Origin of the sequence: Rahnella sp. PD12R, assembly GCF_019200965.1 — a bacterium.
GTDB lineage: Bacteria > Pseudomonadota > Gammaproteobacteria > Enterobacterales > Enterobacteriaceae > Rahnella > Rahnella laticis.
Genome location: NZ_JAHTMS010000001.1, coordinates 468,247 through 483,582 on the forward strand (window position 1 = coordinate 468,247; position 15,336 = coordinate 483,582).

13 protein-coding genes are annotated in these 15,336 nt (G+C 50.8%); 10 read left to right on the forward strand and 3 right to left on the reverse strand.

Annotated features, from left to right (window positions below; all coding sequences use genetic code 11):
• Positions 1–2,148: a topoisomerase DNA-binding C4 zinc finger domain-containing protein gene (locus KWG64_RS02210; protein ID WP_218520785.1), complete on the forward strand. Its 2,148-nt coding sequence runs from the start codon at positions 1–3 to the stop codon at positions 2,146–2,148.
• A 141-nt stretch (positions 2,149–2,289) separates the two neighbouring features.
• Here KWG64_RS02210 and KWG64_RS02215 read toward each other — a convergent pair whose 3' ends face one another.
• Positions 2,290–2,544 carry a YkgJ family cysteine cluster protein gene (locus KWG64_RS02215; RefSeq protein WP_101076044.1) on the reverse strand — a complete coding sequence of 85 codons (255 nt, stop codon included), beginning with the start codon at positions 2,542–2,544 and terminating at the stop codon, positions 2,290–2,292.
• Between the two features lie 244 nt (positions 2,545–2,788).
• Between KWG64_RS02215 and yeiP the strand changes: the two genes are divergently transcribed.
• Positions 2,789–3,361 carry an elongation factor P-like protein YeiP gene (yeiP, locus tag KWG64_RS02220; protein ID WP_218520786.1) on the forward strand — a complete coding sequence of 191 codons (573 nt, stop codon included), beginning with the start codon at positions 2,789–2,791 and terminating at the stop codon, positions 3,359–3,361.
• Positions 3,362–3,635: 274 nt separating this feature from the next.
• Positions 3,636–5,105, forward strand: coding sequence for a mannitol dehydrogenase family protein (locus KWG64_RS02225; RefSeq protein WP_218520787.1), 1,470 nt, complete (start codon positions 3,636–3,638; stop codon positions 5,103–5,105).
• A 58-nt stretch (positions 5,106–5,163) separates the two neighbouring features.
• On the opposite strand, the gene KWG64_RS02230 is transcribed toward KWG64_RS02225, so the two are convergent.
• Positions 5,164–5,895 carry an FCD domain-containing protein gene (locus KWG64_RS02230; protein ID WP_195812905.1) on the reverse strand — a complete coding sequence of 244 codons (732 nt, stop codon included), beginning with the start codon at positions 5,893–5,895 and terminating at the stop codon, positions 5,164–5,166.
• A 257-nt stretch (positions 5,896–6,152) separates the two neighbouring features.
• Positions 6,153–6,461: a hypothetical protein gene (locus KWG64_RS02235; protein WP_195825079.1), complete on the reverse strand. Its 309-nt coding sequence runs from the start codon at positions 6,459–6,461 to the stop codon at positions 6,153–6,155.
• Between the two features lie 212 nt (positions 6,462–6,673).
• Between KWG64_RS02235 and KWG64_RS02240 the strand changes: the two genes are divergently transcribed.
• The 7 genes from KWG64_RS02240 to KWG64_RS02270 all read left to right on the forward strand — a co-directional run bounded on the left by KWG64_RS02240 (position 6,674) and on the right by KWG64_RS02270 (position 15,336).
• On the forward strand, positions 6,674–7,648 hold the full coding sequence (locus tag KWG64_RS02240; RefSeq protein ID WP_218520788.1) for a GTP-binding protein: 975 nt from the start codon (positions 6,674–6,676) through the stop codon (positions 7,646–7,648).
• A 61-nt stretch (positions 7,649–7,709) separates the two neighbouring features.
• Positions 7,710–8,423 carry a phosphatase PAP2 family protein gene (locus tag KWG64_RS02245; RefSeq protein WP_218520789.1) on the forward strand — a complete coding sequence of 238 codons (714 nt, stop codon included), beginning with the start codon at positions 7,710–7,712 and terminating at the stop codon, positions 8,421–8,423.
• Between the two features lie 428 nt (positions 8,424–8,851).
• Entirely contained in the window at positions 8,852–9,427 is a 576-nt protein-coding gene (mepS, locus tag KWG64_RS02250; protein ID WP_152324316.1) for a bifunctional murein DD-endopeptidase/murein LD-carboxypeptidase, read from the forward strand.
• A gap of 165 nt (positions 9,428–9,592) precedes the next feature.
• Positions 9,593–11,176 carry a cyclic di-GMP phosphodiesterase gene (locus KWG64_RS02255; protein ID WP_255562066.1) on the forward strand — a complete coding sequence of 528 codons (1,584 nt, stop codon included), beginning with the start codon at positions 9,593–9,595 and terminating at the stop codon, positions 11,174–11,176.
• Positions 11,177–11,376: 200 nt separating this feature from the next.
• Entirely contained in the window at positions 11,377–13,182 is a 1,806-nt protein-coding gene (locus KWG64_RS02260; RefSeq protein ID WP_218520790.1) for an extracellular solute-binding protein, read from the forward strand.
• Between the two features lie 10 nt (positions 13,183–13,192).
• Positions 13,193–14,287 carry a microcin C ABC transporter permease YejB gene (gene yejB / locus KWG64_RS02265; protein WP_165058222.1) on the forward strand — a complete coding sequence of 365 codons (1,095 nt, stop codon included), beginning with the start codon at positions 13,193–13,195 and terminating at the stop codon, positions 14,285–14,287.
• The gene (locus tag KWG64_RS02270; RefSeq protein WP_195825084.1) at positions 14,287–15,336 is read left to right on the forward strand and encodes an ABC transporter permease; all 1,050 of its coding nucleotides are present in this window, start codon (positions 14,287–14,289) and stop codon (positions 15,334–15,336) included. Before yejB ends, KWG64_RS02270 begins: the two co-directional genes overlap by 1 nt.

Consider the following 15,336-nt stretch of genomic DNA (forward strand, 5'->3'; position numbering starts at 1 on the left):
ATGCAGAGAGTGGTCATTGGAAAAGATCATGTTTTAGTTGCAGAAATGATTGGTAAAGGCGGTGAAGGCGAAGTCTATACGATCCAAGGACGCAAGGGAGAAGCCGTAAAAGTTTACAATACCAATTTACGTTCGAAACGCGAAAAAAAAGTCCGCGCTATGGTAGACGCAAGATTTTCATCCCAAACGAATCTTGTAGCCTACCCTAGTGAAATTGTCTCTGATAATGCAGGGAACTTTTTAGGTTTTACCATGCATCTTTTTCCTGGCTATCGGCCTCTACATGAATTGTATAGCCCGAAATCACGCCAACGCCATTTCCCTAAAGCAGACTATCGGTTTTTGATACGAGCCGCGCTAAACCTGGCACGTGCTGTTGGTGAAGTACATCAGATTGGCAGTGTAATTGGTGATTTAAACCATTCAGGAGTTTTGGTTGCTCAGGATGCTACTGTTGCATTGATTGATGCAGATAGTTTCCAGTTTCGTTTAAAGGGTATTCCGTACCCATGCTACGTTGGTGTGCCTGAATTTACTCCCCCCGAACTACATGGAAAAAGTTTCGCCTCGGTCGAAAGAACAATTGACCACGATAGCTTCGGTCTCGCTGTTGCTATCTTTCATCTCTTATTCATGGGGCGCCATCCGTATTCAGGGCGCTATACTGGACCAGAAATATCCATGAGTGAGGCTATTGCTCAAAACCGTTTCGCATTTTCCCTGACTCGCCAAACACAAACGCAAACAACTCCACCACCGGGTGCTTTAACATTAGATATGTTCCCAGATGCTGTTGTCCAAGCATTCGAACAAGCATTTGGTATGAAGCCAGGTGCCCGGCCAAATGCCAAATCCTGGATTCATGTTTTGAAAATACTGGAAAACTCAATAAATCACTGTAGCAAAATAAAAACACATTATTACCCTAGCAAAGCAAGGGGTTGTGTGTGGTGTAAGCTTGCACAAAATAATGCTTTTGATATGTTCCCGGATTTAGAATCGGTATTATCAAACATCTCGTCTGATACAAGAGGCACCGAAAATTCCATTAAAGAAATACTTGCATTTAATTTCCCCACCGCTGCAGATTTATTACCACCCATCTCGACTCTAAATATAAAATATCATCCATTACAAAACACTAGATGTGGAAAATCAAAATATACCTTATTAGGAATATTAATGATGGCGGGAGCAGCAATTGGTTTCTTCTATGCTGCACAACTCTTTTTTGTATGGATTGGTTTTGCAGTCTGGGGATATACCTTCTTTTCTGATAGTAAAGCTAACCCCTCTATTTTCTTGGATGCTTACCGACAGTCAGATATAAGGGTACAACAAGAGTTAGATGCTTTCTTACAACGCAATGGTCTCATAGAAATTGTGAAAATTCGTAGAGACCTTGATATCGCTATCTCTGCTTATAGCGGACATGATGCTTTGCTCATTCATGATTTGGCGATTTTAAATTCTAACCGTGAAACAAGGCAGCTTATGGCCTTTTTAGACAGTTTCCCTATCCGTCAGGCCAACATATCTGGAATAGGTCCAGCAAAAACCGCAACGTTAATTTCTTTCGGGATTGAAACAGCTGCCGATATAAACCGCATCGCAGTATTGCAGGTGCCTGGTTTTGGCCAGGTAATGACAAGCAGGTTGACAAGCTGGCGACGAGAAAAAGAAGCTAAATTTAAATACAATCTTACAAGAAATGCTCAAGATACAGCTGATGAAATCGCGCTTCGAGGGCAATATACCGCCAAGAAAGCCAAGCTAGAAAACACAATTCGGAACGGTCTTGGTGCCCTTAAAAATGCCAAGAGCCTTCTGGCATCTTTGCCAAAAAAGGCCATCGAAGACAGTGCGCTATTCAATGTTCTCGCAGCACGAGCACAAGCACAACATGACCTGATAGAACTCGGAATACCTGTTCCCCCTTCTTCAGTAACACTGTCAGTAGCGTTGCCTCAGCAACCTGTGATACAAACCTCGAGAAGCTCTGGAACAGCAAATATCAGTAGCGGTAACGCCACCTTAAGCGTACCTAGCTGTCCGATGTGCGGCTCTTTAATGTTGCTACGTTCCGGTAAATATGGAAAATTCTGGGGCTGTTCACATTATCCCCGCTGTAGGGGAACACGAAAATAAACTCATTCTGTTAGCGGCCAACAGTTTCACGCGTTTGCAAATATTTTTACCACTTTGATTAAAAACAATATATCATCCATAAAATAAACACCTGAAATATATGAATATTTATGAATATTTTTTAGTCCCCTTAATGCTGGCTTAAGGCGCGGTATCGGCTTCGAGTTTAATGAGATAAGTCAGCGCCTGATCGCGGTGTGTGAAACACATTTCGCGGCTGGCCTGCAGGCTGCCGCAAACTTTTGGCCGCAGCGGCGAGGTGAAAATCTGGCACAGGAAGTTATCGGCCAGATGAATGCAGCGGGTGTTGGCGGGTTTGCCGTCCGGCATTCCGGGGATCGGGCTGGAAATTGAAGGCGCTATGCAACAGGCTCCGCAATCGGTACGACAGTCCATTAACAGCCTCCTCAGGCCACATTTTGAGACGCGACAATAGCAGGCGCGCAACACCGCCACCAGCGAAATATTTACTACTCTTTAACACTGTATATCGAACATTTTTAATGTCGGCAGGCAGACCACTAAAATTGCGTCAGAAAGCGGGTTTTCCAGACTCTTTTTACGCTATCTGCTTGCCTGAAATCAGCGGCGCGGGTAACGTGTCGCAAATTATTATTCTCTCTGCTGACAGGTTATTTATATGGCACGTGCTAACGAAATTAAACGCGGCTTGGTTGTGAACTACGACGGCAAATTGCTGCTGGTAAAAGACATTGATGTGCAGAGCCCGAGCGCCCGTGGTGCCAGCACCTTATACAAAATGCGTTTCGCCGATGTGCGTACCGGCGGCAAAGTGGAAGAACGCTTCAAGGGTGACGACATTCTCGACACCGTGACCCTGACCCGCCGTAAGGTGAATTTCTCCTACGTTGACGGCGATGAGTACATCTTTATGGATGACGAAGACTTCACACCTTACACCTTCAACAAAGCACAGATTGAAGAAGAGTTGCTGTTCATTCCTGAAGAAGGTTTACAGGGTATGCAGGTTCTGACGCTCGACAGCCAGCTGCTGGCGCTGGAAATGCCACAGACGGTAGATCTGGAAATCGTTGAAACCGCGCCGGGCATCAAAGGTGCGTCTGCAAGCTCACGTACTAAACCGGCTGTGATGGCTACCGGCCTGAATATTCAGGTGCCAGAATATCTGAGTTCCGGCGACAAAATCCGCATTCATATTGCTGAACGTCGTTATATGGGCCGCGCTGACTAAGGTCAGCTGCCCCGCTTTTTATAGGGAACGCCACGGCGTTCCTTTTTTTTCGCCCTGGATTTCTCATCACAAATATCTCAGACACTCGATCTGCATCACAAAACGAGCGGCTGTGTGGACTTACCAATTCCCCTTTCTATCATATGACTTTACACTCTAAAGCCTGATTTCGGCTTAAATCGTCGCTTTATCCAGCATAATTTTCAGCTTACGGGTAAACAGCCCCAATTTGGCCTGACCAATTTCATTATTTCTGACTTGCCTGGAGTATTGCATGAAAACTATTGCCACAGCGTCCCTGCCAGCAGCAGTGTCATTACCTGGTTATGATCGTGACGCATTGAAAAGCCGCATTGTTCATCTCGGATTTGGTGCTTTCCATCGCGCCCATCAGGCATTGCTGACCAACCGGGTGTTAAATCAACAAGGTGGCGACTGGGGGATCTGTGAAGTCAGCCTGTTTGGCAATGAGTCATTAATCAAAAGTTTACGCGGGCAGGATCATCTTTTTACCGTGCTGGAAAAAGGTGCCGAAGGGAATCAGGCCATTATCGTCGGCTCAGCGCATGAGTCGGTCCACGGCGGGATCGACGGGCTGGATGCCGTGCTGGCAAAACTGACCGAGCCGCAGGTAGCGATTGTTTCACTGACCATCACCGAAAAAGGCTATTGCATTGAACCCGGCTCCGGCGAGCTGGATCTGCAAAACCCAAAAATTCAGCAGGATCTGGCCGGTGGTCAGGCACCCTGCACAGCGCCCGGCGTGTTAGTGGAAGCCCTGCGTCTGCGTCATGAACGCGGCCTGCCAGGCTTTACCGTACTGTGTTGCGACAATATTCCTGAAAATGGTCTGGTGGTCAAAAACGCCGTTCTGGGTATGGCGAAAGCCCGCTCAGCCGAACTGGCGAAGTGGATCACTGAGAACGTTTCTTTCCCAAGCACTATGGTTGACCGTATCGTTCCGGCGGCCACGGACACCACGCTGGAAGAAATCACCGAAGCGCTGGGCGGCGTGACTGACCCGTGCGGCATTGCCTGCGAACCGTTCATTCAGTGGGTGGTGGAAGATCACTTTGTTGCAGGCCGCCCGGACTGGGAAAAAGCCGGTGCGCAGATGGTTTCCGACGTTCTGCCGTTTGAAAAGATGAAGTTGCGGATGCTGAACGGCAGCCACTCGTTCCTGGCCTATCTCGGTTATCTGGCCGGTTATCAGCACATCAACGATTGCATGGAAGATGCGAATTATAAAGCAGCAGCCCATCGTCTGATGCTGTCCGAACAGGCACCGACGCTGAGCGTAGAAGGTGTCGATCTCACCGCTTATGCCGACAGCCTGATTGCCCGTTACTGCAACACGGCGCTGAAACACCGCACCTGGCAAATCGCCATGGACGGAACGATGAAGCTTCCGCAACGTATGCTCGACTCCATCCGCTGGCATGTAAAAAACGGCGGTTCTTACGAGTTACTGGCGCTCGGCGTTGCGGGCTGGATGCGTTATATCGGCGGAACGGATGATGCGGGTCAGCCTATCGAGATTAAAGATCCGATGGCTGAAACTCTGGCTGAAATCGTGGCATCTACCGCTGATGGCGAGCCGCGTGTGAAAGCGCTGCTTGCGCTGACGGGCGTATTCGGTGAGCAATTGCCGCAGGAAGAAAAAGTGGTGCAAGCTATTCTGAATGCGTATGCCGATCTGCAAAGGGTTGGCGCGAAGAAAACCGTCGCGAAATACGTGGGCTGAAAATCCATCGTATGAAGAAACGGCTGCTCCGGCAGCCGTTTCTTATTGTGGAGCAGGATCAGTCATTCAGTTCCGAAGGTACCGACGAAAACAGGAAGCCGTCAAAAGACGGGTCATCGGCATCCGAGACTTTCAGCAGCATATCTTTTACGTTTTCCAGATGCTGCCACATGGCCTGTTTCGCGGCCTTGGCATCACGGCGTAAAACCGCCTGAAGGATCGCCTGATGGTCCAGCAGCCATATCTGGCTGTAGTTTTTATCCCCGACGTGCTGGTGGATCCCTTCCCACATTGAGCTGCGCTGGCGAATCTGCCATAAATCGTCCACCAGTTTTACCAGTACGCTGTTTTGAGATGCCTGCGCCAGCAGGGCGTGGAAACGCTGATCTTCCACGTCATCCGAAACACCGCGCGCAATACAGCTTCGCTGCGCTTCAATCGCATCACGCATTTGCAGAATGTCGGTTTTGGTGGCCTGCATGGCAGCAAATGCCGCCACTTCGCTTTCCAGCAACTGCCGCGCCTGCAACAGTTCAAACGGGCCGTAACCTCTGTCCGCGTCTTCCTGCGGCAACACATCAGGCTGGTGCAGCACGTAAACGCCGGAACCTTTGCGGACTTCAACGACCTTCTCAAGTTCGAGCATAATCAGTGCCTCACGCACCACGCTGCGGCTCACCGAGTAAGATTCCGCAATATCACGTTCCGGAGGAAGGCGGTCGCCAGGGGCGTATTTTCCGGCATGGATATCACGGCGCAGATGGCCGCCAATCTCCTGATAAAGTCGCATAATGTCGCCCCGCTGGTGATGCTATGAAATTGGTCCTACACCTGAAACGGCTTTTTCAGCGTTCCGGATGCCTGATACAGGAGGGGAAATTATAACATGTGGGCACAAAGGGGAAGAACCAGAGGGGAAAACTGACGACCCGGTCAAAATTGGGTCAGCCAGTTTTCAAAGTTGTCGGGCCACTTTACCCTGACACTGTCCGGGCAAAAATGACCGGTGATGAACTAATCAGAAATGCTCATCGTTTTTATGCGGCTTTAATTGTAGGACACCGTCATCAGCGCCAGATGGGGATTGTTGTTCACCTGTTGCGTCGTGACGTGGCCTAAAGACAGTGGAAGGCTGAAAGAAAGTGGATTCGTCGCGCTGATCTGACGCGCCTGCGTAACTTTCGCAGCGCCCCGCTCACAGCTGCTGACAAGCTGACTTCCACCGGTTTTGAAGTTACATCCACCTTCAACAATTGCGCCATAAAAATGGATAGTACCGGTTGATCCCGCGCTGGCGTACTGCATCATCCCTGAGGCCAAAACTCCCAAAAACAGTACCCATTTGATTCTGTTCATGGCAACACCTCATTTGAATTTACATTTTTAAAATTCACGATACATCCATTTAACATTAATACATCTAAACCAATTAGCACCTGTCCGCTCAAAATAATTGGGTGCCGCGACGTTAAAACTAAGCAATCCATGTTATCCATCGGCACAGCGCTGGATTTTCTTAAGTCGGCATTGCACATTGACGTGTAAATTTATGAAAAGGACATATGAAAATGACCAAAACCAACCTGATTACCGGCTTTCTGGGCAGCGGCAAAACGACGACGCTGCGCCATCTGCTGGCTCAGAAGCCAGAGGGAGAAAAATGGGCTGTATTGGTCAATGAATTTGGGGAAGTCGGGATTGACGGGGCATTGCTGGCCGACAGCGGCGCAGTGCTGAAAGAAATTCCCGGCGGATGTATGTGTTGCGTGAATGGCCTGCCGATGCAGGTAGGTCTCAATATGTTATTGCAGCAGGCAAAACCTGACCGTCTGCTGATTGAACCGACCGGGCTGGGCCATCCGAAGCAGATCCTTTCTTTGTTAACGTCTGAAGTTTACAAAGACTGGCTGACGCTCAACGCGACGTTATGCCTGATGGATCCCCGCCAGTTGAGCGATCAGCGCGTCATCGATAATGAAAACTTCCGCGATCAGCTTGCTGCAGCAGACGTCATTGTCGCCAATAAATCCGATGTGGTGCAGGCGCAGGACAATCAGGCACTGGAAGCCTGGTTCAGCCTGAACGGCGGCGGACGTCAGCTGGTGATTGCCTCTCAGGGTGAGATTGACCCGGTGTTGCTCGATTTACCCCGTCTGAATCTGGCCGAATTGCCCGCGGGTAAGCATCATCATGCGCACGCCCCTGCGCGCGGGCTGGCCGCCCTTAGCCTGCCGGAAACACAGCGCTGGCGTCGTGCGTTGAACGAAGCCGACGGCTACACCAGCTGCGGGTGGATTTTTGATGCTGAAACCGTATTTGATACCGCGGGTATTCTCGACTGGGCGCGTCTGGCACCGGTCGACCGCGTGAAAGGCATTCTGCGTATTAAAGAAGGGACGTTGCTGGTAAATCGTCAGGGTAATGACCTGAGTATTGAAACCAAACCAATGGCGCCCTCAGACAGCAGAATTGAGCTGATTACTCGCGATAAAGCACAATGGAACACATTACAATCCACTTTGTTGAAGGTTCGTTTAAGTTAAACCGATTAAGTTAACGCTGACTAAATTAATACTTATCCTGCTAACAATAGGGCTTCCTGCTATGTGGCGCCGAAATATTCCAGCAATCCTGATACTCAACGTATCAGGCGTTGCTCTTTTCTTATCTTTCTATTTACCTACAAACCACGGTTTCTGGTTCCCGATTGATAAATCGATTTTCTTCTTCTTTAACCGTCACCTGACGACGGACGCCTGGTTCCTGCATCTGGTTGCGGTGACCAATAACCGTGCTTTCGACGTGATTTCCCTGCTGGCAATGGGAGTGCTTTATCTGAGCTACTTCCTGAAACAAGATAACGCCGGCCGCCGTCGTTACATCATTATTGGCTTTGTGATGCTGCTCACCGCCGTGGTACTCAATCAGCTCGGGCATTTGCTGCCGGTAAGCCATAAGAGCCCGTCGCTGAGTTTTGAGGGCGTTAACCGCGTCAGCCAGCTGACCGGGATCCCGACCAAAGATTCGTCCGCAGACAGCTTCCCGGGCGACCACGGTATGATGCTGATTATTTTCTCCTGCTTCATGCTGCGTTATCTGAGCAAGACGGCATTTGTGATTGCACTGGTGATCACCGCCATCTTCTCGCTGCCGCGCGTAATGATCGGGGCGCACTGGTTTACGGATATCGCGGTAGGTTCACTGTCTGTGGTGCTGGTCGGGGCAAGCTGGTGGCTGATGACGCCCGCCAGTGATTTGCTGATTAACTGGCTGGAGAGAAAACTCCCCGGTAAAAAAAATCCTATTAAGCCAGCCTGATTTTTCCATACATATAATTTAATTATGATCAGGCAGAACGTTTTGTTCTGCCTGAACTTTTTTCCAGACAATTCCCAGATATACTTTGCTAAATTATTGCTTGGAAACCCGCTTGCGATGCGGTTTTAACCCAAATTAGTATAAAAATCGCCCATCCTTTTTAACATCTTTACTTACATCAGCTTACATCACAATTTCTTATAAAAAATCCCGTAAAACCTCTCGCAATCCCTTATTCATTACGGTAATCTCCAAAACGCTTGAACAGAAATGTGGCAAAAACACCCGGTTTGAAGGAAAAAACGTGCTCTGACGCACATTTTGCCCGTTAGGTGTTTGTCCCATCTGATCGCGGCAGGTAGTCTCGCTTGGTTTGGTAATTTTAATAACGATTTCATCGTTAAGGACAGCAAGGGATAACAACAATAATGGTCAAGTCTCAACCGTTTCTGAGATATATCACGCGGTTAATTCCCGCGATTGGCGCAGCAATTATTCTTTCTGCGTGTAGTGGTACACATTCTTCGAACACAGAAAACGCACAAACTGATATGCGTGCAGTAAATGACAAAGACGGTCTTCTACTGCAAGCCTCTCAGGATGAATTCGAAGCAATGGTTCGTAACGTCAACGTTAAATCCAAAATTATGGATCAGTACGCTGGCTGGAAAGGCGTTCGTTATCGGTTAGGCGGTGACAGCAAGCGTGGTATCGATTGCTCAGCGTTCGTCCAGGTAACATTCCGCGAACAATTTGGTATGGACCTTCCGCGTTCGACGTATGAACAGGAAGAAAAAGGTAAGAAAATCCAGCGCTCTAAACTGCGCCCGGGTGATCTGGTATTGTTCGGTGCGGGCTCAACAGGGCGCCACGTCGGAATTTATTTAGGTAATGATCAGTTCGTTCATGCTTCCACCAGCGCTGGTGTGATGATTTCGAACCTGAACGAGACTTACTGGAATAAACGGTACCGCGAAGCAAGACGAGTTCTGGCTAACGGCTGATTCCGTTACCCCATGATTTAATTCTTGTTGTCCTATACCAAGCGAATAAAAAAACGTCATCTCCGGATGGCGTTTTTTTGTGCCTGTAATAAAGTGTATTAAGGGTCTGGTGTTTTTTATCTACGTTATACTTTTATTTCTTTCGCGAGAAAAAGGGCAAAACACATGGGTTTACGAACGGCGCTGACACACACCGTATTGCCCAAGCGCCGTTATTTGATACGAAGCCTCCTTTTTTCAGTGCTGTTCTTCATTCTGTTTATTATTGTCACGCTGACCGTGATCAAAGCCAACAATGCCCGCGAGCAGGGGCAGATTGCCGAAAGAACCTCAGAGTTCAGTTCCCGCTATTTTCATCAGCTCACCGACACAATGCGCAGGATTGGTCTGCTGACGTCGGAATCCTGCCCTTCCGTTGCCAGTGAAATTAACCGCGATGCCGCGTTCAGCATCGGTGTCCGCGATTTCCAGCTGGTGCGCAACGGCATGGTTTTCTGTTCTTCCGCTTCCGGTAACCAGAACATTTCGGCCACAAGCTCACTTCACGATATTGATTTCGATAAAATGATGAGCATTGATTTGCAAATGGGCACCCCGGCAGTGCCCAATCGCCCGGTGATTATTGTCTGGCAGCGTAATCCCGGCGCATCGAACGATGGCGTGATTGCCACGCTGGAACTGACTCTCTCGCCTTATATGCTTTTTGCACTGCCCGGCACCGGCTATCGCGGTTTTGCGCTGCTTATCGGTGACAGCGCGCTGATCTCTTCCAAAGAAGGCCTGATTCCGGTCAGCAAGCTACCGCACAGCCATTTCACCGAAGTGAACCCCGGCGATCTCCCGTTCACGCTGCGCCTGTACTCCCCTTCCCTGACCGGCGACAACATTCGTTTCACCCTGCTCGGCGGATTGCTGCTTAGCCTGCTGGTGTGTGCGCTGATCTATTTCAGCCTGCTCAACCGGCACAACGTCGAACGTGAAATTCTTCGTGGCCTTAAAAACAAAGAATTTTTCGTGGAATACCAGCCGGTCATTGAATCCAGAAGTTTGAAAGTCACCGGCCTGGAAGCCCTCTTGCGCTGGCAACATCCGATTGAAGGGCGCATTCCGCCGGATATCTTTATCGGTTACGCCGAAACGCAGGGTCTGATTGTCGAACTGACCCAGCATATGATGTCGATGGTCGCCGCCGACGCGCACCAGCTGCAACACGCGTTACCTGAAAAATCTAAACTCAGCATCAATATTTCCCCGCACCACATGAGCAGGGTCAGCTTTCATGACGACGTGCTGAATTTTATCGAGGCGTTACCGGAGAATGCGTTTCAGGTGATTTTCGAAATTACCGAACGTGGAATGATCGATACCGAAGGCGCGCTGCGGGAATTCAACTGGCTGCGGCACCACAATATTGAGATTGCCATTGATGATTTCGGCACCGGGCACAGCGCGCTGATTTATCTGGAAAAGTTCACGCTTGATTACCTGAAAATTGATCGCGGATTCGTGATGTCCATTGACCAGAAAACGCTGATTGCGCCGGTGCTGGATACCGTCCTTAAGCTCACCGAAGAGCTGAAACTCAAGACCGTGGCAGAAGGTGTTGAAACCGAGTTGCAGTCGCAATATCTGCGCAATCACGGCGTCACCTATCTTCAGGGTTATCTGTACAGCAAACCGCTGGGCATCGGTGAACTGATGAATTTCATCCGCGATTTCAATGAGAAAGAAGCGACGTACCAGATTTAATCTCTATCAGCGCTATATCTTTTGTTCCATTTTTCTCTTCGCCGTCTGCCCCTGAGTGTGATAAAAAGGCCGAAATCAGGGATGAAACCTGAGGCTGATGTGTTACAAGGTCTTAGCGATCAATTGATTACCACTGAACAATAGCCTGCGGCAATCATGTCCGCGCCATGTTGTCGTCATCACAGGAGTGCAGATCCAGGATGTTTTCTCGCGTGCTTGCCGTTGCGCTGTGCCTGCTGAGTCTCAGCGCACAGGCCGAGGTCATACAAGACAGCTACGCGTTCGCTATTTTAGGCGAACCGAAATATGTCTCAAACTTCACCAGCTTTGACTACGTCAATCCCGCCGCGCCGAAGGGCGGGCAGATCACGCTGGCTGCCATCGGCACTTATGACAATTTCAACCGTTTCGCTTCCCGCGGTAATCCGGCGGTGCGCAGCGGTTCGTTGTATGACCCGCTTTTCACGACATCGAGTGATGAAATCGGCAGCTACTATCCGCTGATTGCCGATTCCGCCCGTTACGACAGCCAGTACCGCTGGGTGGAAGTGGATATCAATCCCCGCGCCCGTTTCAATGACAACACGCCGATCACCGCCAGCGACGTCGAATTCACGTTCAAGAAATTCATGACGGAAGGCGTTCCGCAGTTCCGCGTGGTTTATAAAGGTGTGGAAGTAAAAGCCATCTCACGGCTGACGGTACGCATGGTGCTGCCGAAAGCCGACAAGGACATGATGCTGGGGCTGCTCGGCCTGCCGATCCTGCCCAAAGCATTCTGGGAAAAACATAAATTCAATGAGCCGCTGAGCACGCCACCGCCGGGCAGCGGCCCTTATCGCATCAGCGATTACAAGCTCGGCCAGTACATCACTTACTCGCGCGTGCCGGATTACTGGGCCGCCAATCTGCCGGTGAACCGGGGTCGTTATAATTTCGATACGATCCGCTACGACTACTATCTTGACGATAACGTTGCCCTTGAAGCTTTCAAATCCGGCGCATTTGATTTCCGAATGGAAACCTCGCCAAAGAACTGGTCAACGCAATATCAGGGCGGGAATTTCAGCAAAAACTTTATCGTGAAGGCCGATGAGGAAAATCAGGCCGCGCAGGATACGCGCTGGCTGGCGTTCAACATTCACCGCCCTCAGTTTGCCGACCGCAAGGTGCGCGAAGCCCTGACGCTGGCTTTTGATTTCGACTGGATGAACCGGGCGCTTTACTTCGATGCCTATCAGCGCGTTGACAGTTATTTCCAGAATACGGAGTACGCTGCGAAAGATTACCCGAACGTAGCAGAACTGGCGTGGCTCGGGCCGCTCAAGAAACAGGTTCCGGCTGAAGTGTTCAGCACGCTGTATAAACCACCGCGCACGGACGGCTCCGGCAATGACCGGGAAAATCTGCTGAAGGCGACTGCGCTGCTGAAAGAAGCCGGCTGGGAAGTCAGAAATCAGGTGCTGGTCAACAGCAAAACCGGCAAGCCGTTTACCTTTGAACTCCTGCTGCCCGGCGGCGGTAACTCGCAGTATGTCCTGCCGTTCCAGCACAATTTGCAGCGTCTGGGCATCAAAATGTCGATTCGTGAAGTCGACAATTCTCAGTTTGTCCGCCGCATGCGCCAGCGCGATTACGACATGATCCCGACGGTTTATCCGGCGATGTCTTACCCGAGCAGCGATTTACAGATTTACTGGAACACCAAATATCTGGATTCCACTTACAACAAACCGGGCGTCAGCGATCCGGCCATCGACAAACTGACCGATGAGATTGCCGCTAACCAGGGCAAACCGGACGCGCTGCTGTCGCTCGGCCATGCTTTGGATCGGGTGCTGACCTGGAATATGTATATGATCCCGATGTGGTACACCCATCACGAACGCTATGCCTATTGGGATAAATTCTCGATGCCTGCGATCGCTCCGGCCAACGGACTGGAGCTGGATACGTGGTGGTATGACATGAACCGTGCAGCGCGTCTGCCTGCACAACGCCGTTGAGGAGCACAATGTGGCCGCTTATCTCTTAAGACGACTGCTTCTGGTGATCCCAACGCTTTGGGCCATCATTACCATCAACTTTTTTATCGTGCAGATTGCGCCCGGCGGCCCGGTAGATCAGGCCATAGCGGCGATAGAAATGGGGCAATCCAGCGGCTTGCCGAATTCTGCCGGTAACAGCGGTAACGGAAAAGCGTCACCCGGCGTGGCCCAGTTTGGCGAAGGCCAGTACCGCGGCGCGCGCGGGCTGGATCCTGAAGTTATCGCAGAAATTACCCATCGCTTTGGTTTTGATAAACCGCTGCACGTCCGCTATTTCGAAATGCTCTCCAGCTATGTGCGCTTTGATTTTGGCGACAGCCTGTTTCGCGGTTCAACCGTCATGGGGCTGGTGAAAAGCGCGTTGCCGGTGTCTGTCAGCATCGGTTTGTGGAGCACGCTGATTATTTATCTGGTGTCGATCCCGCTGGGCATCCGCAAAGCGGTGCGCAACGGTTCACGGTTTGATACCTGGAGCAGCTCGTTCATTATTATCGGCTACGCCGTGCCGTCGTTTTTGTTTGCCATCCTGCTGATTGTTCTGTTTACCGGCGGCAGTTATCTCGACTGGTTCCCGCTGCGCGGGCTGACATCACCCAACTTCGACACGCTGCCGTGGTACGGGAAAATCACCGACTATCTCTGGCATGTCACATTACCGGTGCTGGCGACGGTCATTGGCGGGTTCGCGACGCTGACCATGCTGACCAAGAACTCTTTTATGGATGAAGTGAGCAAACAGTACGTCGTGACCGCGCGGGCGAAAGGGCTGAATGAAAAGCAGATCTTGTACCGTCATGTCTTTCGCAACGCCATGCTGCTGGTGATTGCCGGTTTCCCGGCCACGTTCATCAGCATGTTTTTCACCGGCTCCCTGCTGATTGAAGTGATGTTTTCCCTGCAAGGCTTAGGATTGCTGGGCTATGACGCCATCGTCCAGCGCGACTTCCCGGTGATTTTTGGCACGCTTTACGTTTTCACGCTGATTGGCTTGCTGCTCAATATCGTCAGCGACATCACTTACACGCTGGTTGACCCGCGTATCGACTTCGAGGGCCGTCACTGATGACCGTGAGACTCTTCAAACTCAGCACTGTCACTCAGGCGCGCTGGGCACGTTTTTGCCAGAACCGTCGCGGATTCTGGTCCCTGTGGATCTTTATGGTTCTGCTGGCTCTGGTGCTGCTGTCCAACGTTCTCGCCAACGACAAGCCGCTGCTGGCGCGTTATCAGGGGCACTGGTATGTGCCTTTTATGGTGAATTACAGCGAAACCACGTTTGGCGGTGAGCTGGAAACGCCCGCGGATTATCAGGATCCGTTTGTGCTCAAACAGCTGGAAGATCACGGCTGGGCCATCTGGGCGCCGGTACGCAGCAGCTATAACTCGATTAATTTCTCGACCACGCAGCCCTTCCCTTCCCCTCCCTCGGCGAAAAACTGGCTGGGCACCGACAGCAACGGGCACGACGTGCTGGCGCAGATCCTCTATGGCTTACGGATCTCGCTGTTCTTCGGCATTTTCCTCACCGTCCTGACCTCTGTCATCGGCATTATTGCCGGTGCCACGCAGGGTTATTACGGCGGGCTTATCGACCTGCTCGGGCAGCGTTTTATCGAAGTGTGGTCCAGCATTCCGACGCTATTCCTGATCATTATTCTGGCCAGCGTGGTGCAGCCCAACTTCTGGTGGTTGTTGCTGATTACCGTGCTTTCGGGCTGGATGACGCTGGTGAGCGTCGTGCGCGCCGAATTCCTGCGCACCCGTAATTTTGATTACATCCGCGCCGCGCAGGCGATGGGCGTCAGCGACCGGGCCATTATGTGGCGTCATATGCTGCCCAATGCGATGGTTGCCACACTGACGTATTTGCCGTTTATTCTTTGCGGCTCCATCACCACGCTGACGTCGCTGGATTTCCTCGGTTTCGGATTGCCGCTGGGTTCGCCTTCACTGGGCACATTACTGATGGAAGGCAAAAATAATTTGCAGGCACCGTGGCTGGGCATCAGTGCATTTGTCGTGCTGGCGTCCCTGTTGTCCTTGCTGATTTTCATCGGTGAAGCGGTCCGCGACGCCTTCAACCCTTCGGCACATCACGGCGAGGCGCTCTGA